At 70.9% G+C, this 11,451-nt stretch carries 11 protein-coding genes and 1 pseudogene; 7 read left to right on the top strand and 5 right to left on the bottom strand.

The window, feature by feature from the left end; genetic code table 11:
* Window positions 1-85: 85 nt before the first annotated feature.
* Window positions 86-691: a TetR/AcrR family transcriptional regulator gene (locus tag AB0M11_RS36480; protein WP_365712475.1), complete on the bottom strand. Its 606-nt coding sequence runs from the start codon at window positions 689-691 to the stop codon at window positions 86-88.
* A gap of 163 nt (window positions 692-854) precedes the next feature.
* Between AB0M11_RS36480 and AB0M11_RS36475 the strand changes: the two genes are divergently transcribed.
* From AB0M11_RS36475 to AB0M11_RS36465, 3 genes are all read left to right on the top strand, one after another.
* On the top strand, window positions 855-2,033 hold the full coding sequence (locus tag AB0M11_RS36475; RefSeq protein ID WP_365712474.1) for an ABC transporter permease: 1,179 nt from the start codon (window positions 855-857) through the stop codon (window positions 2,031-2,033).
* Window positions 2,034-2,181: 148 nt separating this feature from the next.
* A complete protein-coding gene (locus AB0M11_RS36470) occupies window positions 2,182-2,589 on the top strand; it encodes a helix-turn-helix domain-containing protein (protein ID WP_365712473.1) in 408 nt (135 codons plus the stop codon).
* Between the two features lie 110 nt (window positions 2,590-2,699).
* Window positions 2,700-3,368, top strand: coding sequence for a nitroreductase (locus AB0M11_RS36465; protein ID WP_365712477.1), 669 nt, complete (start codon window positions 2,700-2,702; stop codon window positions 3,366-3,368).
* Between the two features lie 102 nt (window positions 3,369-3,470).
* Here AB0M11_RS36465 and AB0M11_RS36460 read toward each other — a convergent pair whose 3' ends face one another.
* Genes AB0M11_RS36460 through AB0M11_RS36445 form a run of 4 tightly spaced genes read right to left on the bottom strand, consistent with a single transcriptional unit; the run spans window position 3,471 to window position 7,406 of the window.
* Entirely contained in the window at window positions 3,471-3,605 is a 135-nt protein-coding gene (locus AB0M11_RS36460; RefSeq protein ID WP_365712472.1) for a hypothetical protein, read from the bottom strand.
* Entirely contained in the window at window positions 3,602-4,264 is a 663-nt protein-coding gene (locus AB0M11_RS36455; protein ID WP_365712471.1) for a ferritin-like domain-containing protein, read from the bottom strand. The genes AB0M11_RS36460 and AB0M11_RS36455 overlap by 4 nt, the downstream gene beginning before the upstream one ends.
* Complete coding sequence (locus AB0M11_RS36450; protein WP_365712470.1) at window positions 4,264-6,582, bottom strand: HAD-IB family phosphatase; 2,319 nt, start codon at window positions 6,580-6,582, stop codon at window positions 4,264-4,266. Before AB0M11_RS36450 ends, AB0M11_RS36455 begins: the two co-directional genes overlap by 1 nt.
* Window positions 6,579-7,406 carry a hypothetical protein gene (locus AB0M11_RS36445; protein ID WP_365712469.1) on the bottom strand — a complete coding sequence of 276 codons (828 nt, stop codon included), beginning with the start codon at window positions 7,404-7,406 and terminating at the stop codon, window positions 6,579-6,581. The genes AB0M11_RS36450 and AB0M11_RS36445 overlap by 4 nt, the downstream gene beginning before the upstream one ends.
* Before the next feature lie 340 nt (window positions 7,407-7,746).
* On the opposite strand from AB0M11_RS36445, the gene AB0M11_RS36440 reads away from it, so the two are divergent.
* The 4 genes and pseudogenes from AB0M11_RS36440 to AB0M11_RS36425 all read left to right on the top strand — a co-directional run.
* Window positions 7,747-8,538, top strand: coding sequence for an SDR family NAD(P)-dependent oxidoreductase (locus AB0M11_RS36440; RefSeq protein WP_365712476.1), 792 nt, complete (start codon window positions 7,747-7,749; stop codon window positions 8,536-8,538).
* Window positions 8,539-8,577: 39 nt separating this feature from the next.
* Window positions 8,578-9,300, top strand: a complete 723-nt coding sequence (locus AB0M11_RS36435) for a lysophospholipid acyltransferase family protein (RefSeq protein WP_365712468.1) — start codon at window positions 8,578-8,580, stop codon at window positions 9,298-9,300.
* Complete coding sequence (locus AB0M11_RS36430) at window positions 9,297-11,000, top strand: FAD-binding oxidoreductase (RefSeq protein ID WP_365712467.1); 1,704 nt, start codon at window positions 9,297-9,299, stop codon at window positions 10,998-11,000. The genes AB0M11_RS36435 and AB0M11_RS36430 overlap by 4 nt, the downstream gene beginning before the upstream one ends.
* 74 nt (window positions 11,001-11,074) lie before the next feature.
* Window positions 11,075-11,323, top strand: a pseudogene (locus tag AB0M11_RS36425) (WhiB family transcriptional regulator); the annotation flags it as partial.
* Window positions 11,324-11,451: the final 128 nt, after the last annotated feature.

The raw sequence follows: 11,451 nt of genomic DNA, 5'->3' as shown, positions 1-11,451 counted from the left end.
GCGGCCGATGGCGTCGTACTCGTACAGCCCGGAGCGCAGGGTGCTGCGGGACGTCGGGGGCGGCGGTCCCATGGCACGAGAGCGCTCAGCGCTCACCGGGTGGCCCCGGCCACAAGGCCCGCACCGCGTCGGGCACCTCGGCCACCACGTCCTGATCGAGCAGAGCCACCTGCAGGATGTAGCCGGGGAGGACGGAGAGCATCGTCGAGGCGATCCCCTCGGCCGATGCGCTCGTGGGCAGGCCGCCCTGTTCCTGGTGGTCACGGACCAGGGTGACGAGATTGGCGCGTATGCGGCCCATGAGGTGGTCGAGTCTGCGCGCCAGCGAGGGGTTGCGCATGGCCTCGCCCCAGACCAGCACCGCGAGTCCGGCCACGTCCTCCTCGGCGGACTTGACCCTGATCACGTCGAGCAGTTCCGCCAGGACCGCCCCCATGGACTGGCCCTGCCGGTTCCTGGCGACGGCGAGCGTGATGTCGAGGACATCGCTCATGTTCTCCTCGGCGATCGCGAGGATCATCTCGTCCTTGCTGGTGAAGTGGCGGTACACCGCGCCCGCGGACAGCCCCGCCTCCGCGAACAGGTCCTGCATGGATGTGGAGTGGAACCCGTCCCGGAGGAAACAACGGCGCGCCGCGTCCAGGATCTGCTTGCGGCGGGCGTCCATGTGCTGCTGGGAGACCTTGGGCATGAGCTCAGCCTAGCAAAGAAAACGAACATTCGTATTGACGTGCGGGAACACGACGAGCCAGACTGAGGGTTCAAGAAAAACGATCATTCTTTTTTTCGAGAGGCAGACCGTGAGGAACCCCTTGTCAGGCCATCGGGCCTGGCGCGAAGTGATCATTGCCGCCGTGGCGCTGCCCCTGGTGATCACCCTGGCCGTGATGACGTTCGCCTGGCCGGCGGGGCGGATCTCGCCCCGCGACGTCCCGGTCGGGATCGTGGGCACGGGCGCTGCCGGCCAGGCCGCGGTGGAGGGACTGACCCGGCAGAAGCCCGGCGCCTTCGACTTCCGCCTCTATCCCGACCAGCGGGCCGCACGATCGGCGATCAGGAACCGGGACGTCTACGGCGCGTTCGCCGTCTCCGGCGGCGGCATCACCGTGCTCAAGGCCACGGCGGCGAGCCCCTCCGTGGCACAGCTGCTGACCGATGTCGGGCAGCAGCTGGCCGACAGGGCCACCCAGCGGATGGCCGCCCGGCAGAAGGCCGCCGAGCAGAAGGCCGAGGAGAAGGCCCACGGTGCGCGTTCCCGGGCGAAGGCCCACCAGCAGGTGGCCGCCGGTCAGGGAGCCGTCCACGCCGCTTCCCCGGCGAAGGTCCTCGTGCAGGGGGTCGACGTGGTGCCCCTCGCCACGGCGGACCCCCGGGGCGTGGTGTTCAGCTCAACGGTCTTCCCGCTCACAATCTGCGGCATCCTGATCGGGGCGTTCGTCACGATGGCTCGCGGTCTGGCCCGGCCGCGCCACCGCGTGCTGACCCTGCTCGTCGCATGCGCCATCGCGGCCTTCGGCGTGCATCTCGTGGCCCAGGGTTTCCTCGGGGCACTGCCCCACCATCCCCTGGCCACGTGGGCGATCCTGGCGCTGGACCTGCTGTCCGTCAGCGCCACCGCCGCCGGGCTGATCCGGCTCCTCGGGCCGGTGGGCCTCGGGCTCAGCGCCGCGGTCATGGTCTTCGCCGGAAACGCCTTCTCCGGCGCCACCTCCGCCCCCGAGTTGCTCCCCGAGGGCGTGGACCACGTCGGCCAGTGGCTGCCCCCGGGCGCCGGGGCCAGTCTGCTGCGCGACACCACCTACTTCGACGGCGCCGCCGACGCCGGCCACCTCGCGGTCCTCGCCCTGTGGAGCATCTGCGGGATCACAGCGGTCCTGTTCGGCCACTGGGTCATCAGGGAAGGCCGCGACACGAAGGGCGGTGCGCCGGCTTCTGGGGAATTGCTCCCGGCGACCCTGCCGGGGTCCGGCACCGCTGTGGCGGTTCGACGTCACGCGCACGCCCACGCGCGTCGTCATGACGGCGACGACTGATCCAGCGCACTCCATGCCTACCACCAGGCCCAGGCAGACGAGATCCGGCCGGGTGGTGACAGCCAACAGGGCGCTGCCGCACGTCGGCAGCGCACCGCGGGCGCGGCCGGCAGCGACGGCTCGCGCCGTACCGGAACGGACACACCCCATGCCCACCCCGCAGAACCCTCGGCCGGCACCCCGGCCCGAGAATCCGCAGTCGGCCGACGCCTCGCCTGCCATCACCCGGGCCTTCGCCTTGCTCAGCAAGGGCTGGAACGGCCCGATTCTCATGGCTCTCGCCAAAGGCCCGGCCGACGTCGCGCAGATCCGCGAGCGCATCCCCGACGTCAGCAACCGCATGCTCAGCCGGCGGCTCCAGGAACTCACCGCTGTCGACCTGGTCACCCAAGAGACATGGCCCGGACTGCCGTCCCGACCCCGTTACGCGCTCTCTCCGCACGGCAAAGCCCTGCTCATCCCGCTGGCCGTTCTCTTCCTGTGGGCCGAGGACCACCTTCCGGCCATCGACTCACCGGCATCCGATCGACCGGCCGCGCCGCGCCACTCTCGATGACGTCGCGCCGATGCCGGGTTCCGGCACAGCATCCCCAAACTGTGCATATTGTTAGATAACAAGATCTTTCGCATGATAAGGGAGGGGGCGGACGAGAGAGGTTGATGATCTTGGACGTCTACGAGGCAGTGACGAGCCGACGGGCCGCACGGGGATTCATCGACCGCCCGGTACCGAGGGAGGTGCTGGAGCGAGTGCTCTCCGCTGCGGCGTGGGCGCCCTCCGGGTCGAACCTCCAGCCCTGGCAGGTCTACGTGCTGACCGGCCTGCCGCTGGACGACCTCAAGGAGCGCGCCGGCGGGCGGGTGATCGCCCACGATCCCTGGGACGAGCGGGAGTACGAGATGTACCCGCAGACGCTCAAGTCCCCCTACCGCGAGCGCCGATCCGCCTTCGGCGCGGAGCGTTACAGCGCACTCGGCATCGAGCGCGAGGACTGGGAGGCACGCCAGCGGGCCGCTTCGGCGAACTGGGACTGTTTCGGCGCCCCCGCCGCCCTGTTCTGCTACATCGACCGCGGTCTGGGCCGGCCCCAGTGGTCCGACGTCGGCATGTACCTGCAGACGGTGATGCTGCTGCTCCGCGCCGAAGGCCTGCACAGCTGCCCGCAGATGGCGTGGTCGGTCTACCGCAGGACCGTGGCGGAGGTCCTGTCGCCTCCCGACGATCTCATCCTTTTCTGCGGGATGTCGATCGGGTTCGAGGACACCACCGTGCCCTACACCCGTACCGGCCGCGCACCGCTCGCCGAGACGGTCACCTTCGTCGACGGGGCATGACGGCGGACGCGGTCCGCGGCGCGCCCGAAGGGCCTGGGCGCCGGCGCCGGGTGCCGCCCGCGGGGCGTACCCGGTCACCCCGCGTCCGCTTCGACGGCGGTGTCAGGCAGGGATGCCCCGGCTGTCCATGGCGTCCTCGACTATGTGGAGCCCGTCCAGGCCCGGCAGCTTCGCAATGTGAGCGTCGATGTCGCGGACGAGTTTGCGGCCCTCGGAGCCCGCGAAGAGGTGCGTCATGACGTGCGTGACCTCGGTCTCGGGCATGACGCCCGAGCCGACGGGGCCCCAGGCCTTCTCCAGCGCCAGACGGGCGACGACGCGGGCTTCCTGCTCGCGGCGAGCCGGTCGCGCGCCTGCGACGCGTAGAACGCGACGTGCTTCGTCTCCTGCTGTGCGATCCGCTTGAGCAGCGGTACCAGCACGGGATGGCTCTCCAGCGCGGCGAGCCGGTGGTACGCGGCGGTCGCCGACCACTCGTTGGCCGCTCCCCATGCCATGTGCACGGCAATGAAGTCGTTTCCGACCAACCGACCGATCACCGTCTGCTTCACCGTGCCCAGGCGGTCACGCCAGCCGAGCTTCAGGCGGGTCGCCTTGAGCTCGTCGAAGTCGACTCCCAGGCCGTGGCGCGCCAGCACGGCGGCGAGCGCTTCGCCGTGCCAGAACTCCTCCCGGTTCCACATCGTCATGAAAGCGCCCACCGCGGGCTCGTCGTGCGACGGGGTGGTCAGGAGATCACGCAGGTAACACACGGTGTGGTACTCGATGTCGCACATGTAGCGCAGGGTGCGCAGCGTCTCCTCGGGCAGCGGGTCGCGCTCGAACGCGTCGAAGTCGAGGTCGGCCCACTGCACGCCGGTGGAGTTCTTCGTGTACTTGTCCATGTCGAAGGCCATCAGTCGCTCTTCTCGTCGGTGCGCGCCGGATGCGCCGCCCGGACCGCGGCGACCTCGCGGCGCACCCCCGGACCGCCGCTCTTCCAGCGGTGGATGTCCCAGTTCCTCTTGTACGACGCGCGCGCCAGTCCGGCATCTGGGTTGATCGCCGAGGGCCGGCCGAGCAGTGACAGCCACGGCAGGTCGGCGTGGCTGTCGCCGTAGCCGTAGGAGGCGGCGAGGTCGTAGCCGCCCTCCTCGGCGTACCGCTCAAGCCACGCGGCCCGCGCCTCGTCCACCAGCGGCGGCTTCGCCAGGTAGCCGGTGAGCACCCCGTCCCGCACGTCCATGGAGCTCCCGACGACCTCGTCGAACAGGTCGGCGAGCGGAGCGGCGAGAAGGGCGACCGAGCCGGTGACCAGCACGGTGCGGTGGCCGGCCGCGCGGTGCTCACGGATGCGCGCCAGGGCGTCCGCGCTCGTGTGCCGCAGCATCGTGTCGGCGTAGCCGCGCTGCCGTGCCACCTCCTCCAGACGGGCCACGGGCATGCCGCGGTAGCGGCGCAGGAAGGCGCGGATGAACTCGCCGCGGTCACGTCGCTCGGCGCGGAGGTAGCCGGGCAGGGAGACGAGCAGATCCGCCACCTCCTTCGGCCAGGCCGCCTTGCGGATGCCCGCGGTACGCACCCAGAGGTACTGCTCGACGATGTTGGAGTCGACGACGGTCCGTTCCAGGTCGAAGACGGCGACCACGTCGGTGCGGCGCGGCAGTTCGCGTTTCGGACGGGCTTTTGCCGGGCGGGCGGCCGCTGTCTTTCGGCGGTGGTGGGCGGCCGTCAGCTCGCCGAGGGCGGGGAGGTGCACCTTCTGCAGGTACTCCTCCCAGTCGATCCGCTCCACGTCGAAGCCGCGGTCCTCCCGCAGCTCGGGCGGAAGGGCGTTGTTCAGCGCGCGGGCGTTGCGGTCGTCGAAGACGATCTCGGTCTGCGCGTACGCGCGGTAGAGGTCGATGAAGTTGCCGAGGGTGGCGATACCGGCGCGCACCCGGGCGTTGCCGTTCGCGAGAGCGCGCTTGCGCTCGTCGTTCGGCATCAGCCGCAGAGCGGCGTCCCACAGGTCGGCCTTCGCCCTCGCCAGCCGAAGGTTTCGGTTGAAGCTGCGCTCGCCCGCGAACTTCCACGCCGGCACGTCGACGAATCCGTCGTCCGCCGGCACCGGGTGCCGCGTGTAGTAGGCGCGTACGTTCTCGTAACTGCGGTGGAAGGGCAGCGGATTCGACGCGCCCGAGGCGATGTGGAAGTACTCCGGCTCATCCACGGGGGCCGGGTTGGCCGCCACGGCCAGGATGGCGTTGACGACGAAGTCGACGGGGATGACGTCGAGGATCGAGTCGGGCAGCCCAGGGAAGTCGGGCAGCTGGCCGCGGCCGTAGGCGAAGATCAGCGGATCGGCGACCTTGAAGCCGTCGATCCAGCCGGGGAACGGGTGCCGGAGCGCGCTCTCGATGATCGCGGGCCGGACCACCGAGAGCCGGTGTCCGGCCTCGCCCCAGAGATCTTCCGCGGCGCGTTCGGCGAGTGCCTTCGTCAGGGTGTAGACGTCGGTCCACCCCAGGCTCTGCGCGCGCCGCCGGCCGGCTGCGACGAGCTGGGAACGCACCCACGTGCGCCGCGCGTTCTCGCTGGCGCGGGCCGCCGCGATCGGGCCCTCCTTCCCGTGGTCGCCGCGGGCGCGGGACATGAACCGCTCCAGCATCGCCGGTTCCCGCGAGGTGAGTTCGGTCTGCTGGTGGGCCCGGGTGGCCAGGGTCCACTCGGTGTGCCAGAGGACGTCGTGTTCGAGCCTGGCCTCGGGCACCACACCGCGGCGCAGCCCTCCGACGTAACAGGTCGACACATGGACGACGTGCGGGTCGGATCCCGAGGCGAGCAGGGCCTCGTAGAGTCCCACGGCGCCGTTGACGTTCGTGTCGAACGCCTCGTGGATGGGCGGGTCGAAGGAGACGGTCGACGCCGCGTGGATGACGACGTCGAGGTCGGAGGGCAGCTCGGGGATGCTGCTCATGCTGCCGTCGAGCACGGTGATCCGTGCCCGGACGATGCGCTCGGCCTCTTCGGCGCCCACGGTGTCCCGCCAGCGCCGGAAGACGGGTTTGCGCAGCAGCTGCCGGAGCCGGTCCTGCCCGCTCTGGCTGCCCTTGCGGCGCACGAGGAGCGAGACACGGGTGCCGGGGTGGTCGCCGAGCAGCCGCTCCAGCACGGCCTGCCCGACGAAACCGGTGGCACCGGTCAGCAGGACGTGCGCGTCGCCGAGCCCGGTGTTCGCGTGGTGCGGTGTCACGGAAGGAGCCTCGATTCCACGGTGGATGCGACACCGGGGCGGATGCCGGGCAGCGCGGCGACCATCCCCCGGATACGGCGGGCCTCGGCCCGTCCGCGCTGGTCGCCGAAGACATGACGTTCGAAGAAGGTGCGCTCGTGCCCGGAGCGGTCGACCGAGCCGAGCGGCCAGGCGGCGTGCCGGAGGGCGCGGCAGGTCAGACGCTGCGCGCGGGCCGAGTCACGGAGCCGGCGCTCCGCCTCCTCGGCGAGGAAGCGGACGTGACGGTGCTTGGTCTCCAGCACGGGGTCGACGATCGACGCCATGGCGGAGGACCCGCCGGTCAGACGCCGGTAGGCCGACTGCGTGATCCACTCGTCCACGAGGTACGTCGTCATGTGTACGGCGACGATCCGCGTACCGGTGACGTTGGCGACGAGGGAGCGGCGCGCCGGGCCGCGGCGTTCACGGCGCTCCGCGCGCACCCGCCGTGCCGGACCGGCGCTCGGCGGCAGTTCGCGGGCGGCGGGAGAGACGTCCAGGACTGCGTCGAGGGCGTCGGCCGTCCAGAACCTCTCGAACATCCACGTGGTGAGGAACGCGGTGACCCGCGCGTCCTTGTGTGTCGCCGTGACCAGCAGGTCACGCACGCGCCGCAGCGTCGTGCGTTCCATGTCACGCAGCGCGCGTACGAGCCGGACGGAGTCGGCGTCGAGCGGCTCGTCGGCGAGCGGCCCGAGGTCGAGCGTTCCGCGGCGGCTGCCATGTGCCGTGCGGGCGAACTCACGCACGTCGAAACCCGCGGTCTCGGGCGGCACGGTCGTCGTCTCGTTGTTCGGGGTCATGCATGGGCTTTCTGGGCGGGAGCGGTGGACTCTGCAGCGGTCCCGGAACCCGCGAGGAGCCGTCGGGGACCGACACATAAGACCGCGCCACCGGCACATGTGTGACACCGCTCGCCTCCGTCATGTGCGGACGCTCGTGTCACACGGCGGAGGCGTACCCGGTCTAACGCGATGACCCCGGAATCGAAAGGTGTGTCAGGCACATGGACTCAGCCAGCTGCCGTTGCACGAGGCACGTCACCTGGTGCCGCTGCCGGAGCCGGTCGTCGGCCGGGCGGCCCTCCCTCAGGGCGACGGCCGGGCGGGCATCCCGGATGCCGAGCGGAGGGCGGGTGAGCCCGTGCTGAACCGTCCGCGGGTCGCGCTCGTCACCGGTGCCACCTCCGGGATCGGGGCGGCGTTCGCCCGCGCCCTCGCGGACCGCGGCTGGGAACTGGTCCTGGTGGCGCGCGACGGGGAGCGGCTGGGCCGGATGGCCGCCGAGCTCGGGTCCCGGGGCCGCGCCGCCGAGGTGTTGCGCGCCGACCTGGCCGTGCGTGCCGACGTCGCACGGGTCGCCGCCCGGCTGGAGGTTTCCGCCCGGCCGGTGGACATGCTCGTGAACAACGCCGGTTTCGGCGTGCGCGCACCGATGACCTCGGCCGACAGCGCGCCGCACGACCGCGCGATCGAGGTCATGGGGCGTGCGGTGCTGGTACTCGCCGGCGCCGCCGGCCGGGCCATGCGCGGACGCGGGCACGGTGCGGTCGTCAATGTGTCGAGCACGGCCGGGTTCGTCACGATGGGCAGCTATTCGGCGGTCAAGGCCTTCGTGACCTCGCTCTCCGAAGGACTGGCGAACGAGCTCCACGGGACGGGCGTCAGCGTGACGGCACTCTGTCCGGGCTGGGTCCGTACCGAGTTCCACACGCGGGCCGGTATCCGGTCGTCGGGCGTTCCGGGCTTCCTCTGGCTGGACGCCCGGCGCGTCGTCGAGACGGCGCTGCGCGACGTGCGCCGCGGACGGGTGATCTCCGTACCGAGCTTCCGGTACCGGCTGCTGCTCTGGTGCACACGCCGTCTTCCACGCCGCGTGGTGCGGTGGATCTCGCGCCGGATCTCGTCCGGCCGCGACGACAGTCTCACTCACTGAAGCAACCAGTGCGGGCGAACCCGCACGGGAAGGAAGCGGATGCCGTCGGCGATACGCGGCCGTTTCACCTCGAGCTCACACGCTGCGGCGCGTTTCATCGCACAGCGGGGGCTGCTCAAGCCCCTCGTCTGGAGCCTGACCAGCGTCACGGTACTCGGGCGCGAGCGGTTGGCGGACGTCGAGGACGCGTATGTCGTCGTCGCCAATCACACCTCTCACCTCGACACGCCGCTCATCTTGGGCGCACTGCCGCGCCGGCTGGCGCGCTACCTCGCGGTGGGAGCCGCCGCGGACTACTTCTTCGACGTGTGGCGGCGGCGCGGCCTCACGGCCCTCTTCTTCAACGCCTTCCCGGTCGACCGCACCGGCACGAACGCGCGCGCAGTGAGCGCCAAGGCCCTGCTGAACCGGGGAGTGCCGCTGCTGATCTTTCCCGAGGGGACCCGGTCACGCGACGGCTCACTCGGAGCGTTCAAGCCCGGGGCGGCGGCGCTCGCCTCGTCGGCCGGGGTGCCGGTGCTCCCCGTCGCCGTCATCGGCGCGCACGCGGCGCATCCTCGCGGATCGAACTGGCCGAAGCCGGGCCGGCTGCCGGTCGGCGTCGTCTTCGGCGAACCGCTCACTGCCTTTCCCGGGGAGTCGAGGAGCGAGTTCACCGAACGTGTCCGCTCGGCGATCCGCACCCTCACCGAGGAGAACTCCGACCGCATTCTCGGCGTGCGGACGACCCCACGCCCTACACCCGAAGGAGACCGTTCGTGACCGCACCCGTCCGCCGCACCGACGCGACCCCCACCGCTGAGGTGAGACACATGAAGTGGTGGGGCTGGGGCGTGGAAGGTGTCGGCTTCCGGCACGAGGACAAACCTGGTTTCGCGCCGTTCGTGCAGAAGACCATCGGCCTCGACCTGCGGGCGGGCGGGCTTGATGCGGAACGGCCCGACGTCGGGCGGTTGCAGGTGCCGGCCTCGACGGCGCCGGAGTGGTTCGTCGCGCTGCTGACCGACATCGTCGGAGCCGGGAACGTCCTCGTGGACGACCTGTCCCGGGTCGTCCACACCTACGGCAAGAGCCTGCGTGACCTGGTCCGCATCCGGGCCGGCGAGATCGCGCGCAGTCCCGATGTGATCGTCTACCCGGCCGACGAGACGGAGGTGCGGCGCGTCGTCGACGCGGCCGTCGCAGCGGACGCCGTGGTCATTCCCTTCGGGGGCGGCAGCAACATCGCCGGCAGCCTGGAGCCGCACGCGGACGAGACCCGGGTGGTCGTCTCGCTCGACCTCGGCCGCCTCGACCGGGTGCTGGAGATCGACCCCGATTCCGGCCTGGCACGGGCCCAGGCCGGGGCACTGGGTCCTGATCTGGAGGCCGCACTCAACCGGGACGGCTGGACGATGGGACACTTCCCCGACTCGTTCACCCACTCGACGCTGGGCGGGTGGGTCGCCACCCGGTCGTCCGGCATGCAGTCGGACAAGTACGGCGACATCGCGGACATCGTCAAGGGGCTGCGCGTCGTGCGGGCCGGCGGGGTCCTCGTGGTCCGTGCCGTGCCGAGCGCGTCGACCGGGCCGAGCGTCCGGGAGATGGTGGTGGGCTCCGAGGGGCGGCTCGGCGTCATCACCGAGGTCACCGTGCAGGTGCACCGGCTCCCCGCGAAGCGCGCAATCCACGCCTACTTCTTCCAGAGTCTCGACCACGGCCTCGCGGCGATGCGGGAGATCGCGGAGAGCGACGTCTCGCCTTCCGTCACCCGGGTCTCGGACGCGCACGAGACGGCCTTCTCCCTGGCGACGAGCAAGGAGTCGAAGGGCATCCGCAGGACGGCACAGGCCGGCCTCATGGCGTACCTGAGGAGACGCGGCTGGAACCTCGACGAGATGTGCCTCTCCTTCATCGGCTTTGAGGGCGACAAGGCACACGTGAAGCGGCAGAAGTCGGCCGTCGACAAGATCGTGCGCCGGCATCACGGCATCGGCGTCGGCACGGGACCCGGTGCGCTCTACGACCAGAAGAAGTTCGACACCCCGTACATCCGCGACTTCCTGCTCGACCGCGGCGCGGCCGGCGACGTGAGCGAGACCGCGGGCCCGTGGTCGAAGCTCCGCGGCATCCACGCCGCGGTCTACGAGGCGGCCGACCGCGCCTACGAGCGGATCGGCCGCGCCGGCTGGACCATGTCGCACCTGTCGCACTCCTACCACTCCGGAGCCTGCCTCTATTTCACCTTCGCCTTCGTCTTCGGTGACGACCCGCTCGGCGAGTACGACACCGTCAAGCACGCGATCCAGCAGGCGTTCGTCGACGCCGGCGGAACGATCTCGCACCACCACGGGGTGGGCCTGGAGCACGCGCCCTGGTTGGCGGAGGACATCTCGCCCGAGGGTGTCGCGATCATGTCGGGGCTCTTCGGCGCAGCCGACCCGGGCGGCAACTTCAACCCCCGCAAGATTGTGCCCTGATCGGGTGCGCGCCGTCCTGTCACACGCCGGCCAGGTGCCCTGTCCCGGATGACACCCTGGAGGTCCTCTCTGCCATGGCTGCTGCACCACGCGAGAACGCCACCCACTGGCGTGAACGGGGAGCCTGCGTGCGCCTCGACCCCGATCTGTTCTTCCCCATAGGGGACGGCGGTCTGACGCATGTTCAGATCACCGAGGCCAAGGCCGTCTGCCGTCGATGCCCGGTCATGGAGGAGTGCCTGCACTGGGCCCTGCGGGCCGAGCAGGTGGAAGGCATCTGGGGTGGGACGACGGAAGGCGAGCGCCGCCTGATGCGACGCCGCGACGGCGCCGGGCACCACCTCGGGCCGCACACGTCACATCCACGCCTCGTGCCCGGTCATACGGGTGGAAGCAGTCATGAGCCTGCTCGCCCAGGGAGCGCGGATCAGGCGCCCCGCTGACTCGGTGC

This window comes from Streptomyces sp. NPDC051987, assembly GCF_040680735.1.
Lineage (GTDB): Bacteria > Actinomycetota > Actinomycetes > Streptomycetales > Streptomycetaceae > Streptomyces.
This window is presented reverse-complemented; position numbering and strand designations above follow the sequence as displayed.

Coding starts and splice junctions, on each gene's coding strand:
- AB0M11_RS36480 (WP_365712475.1), bottom strand. CDS start 691: ATGCCCAAGGTCTCCCAGCAGCACATGGACGCCCGCCGCAAGCAGATC.
- AB0M11_RS36470 (WP_365712473.1), top strand. CDS start 2,182: ATGCCCACCCCGCAGAACCCTCGGCCGGCACCCCGGCCCGAGAATCCG.
- AB0M11_RS36460 (WP_365712472.1), bottom strand. CDS start 3,605: ATGACGCACCTCTTCGCGGGCTCCGAGGGCCGCAAACTCGTCCGCGAC.
- AB0M11_RS36455 (WP_365712471.1), bottom strand. CDS start 4,264: ATGGCCTTCGACATGGACAAGTACACGAAGAACTCCACCGGCGTGCAG.
- AB0M11_RS36445 (WP_365712469.1), bottom strand. CDS start 7,406: ATGACCCCGAACAACGAGACGACGACCGTGCCGCCCGAGACCGCGGGT.
- AB0M11_RS36435 (WP_365712468.1), top strand. CDS start 8,578: ATGCCGTCGGCGATACGCGGCCGTTTCACCTCGAGCTCACACGCTGCG.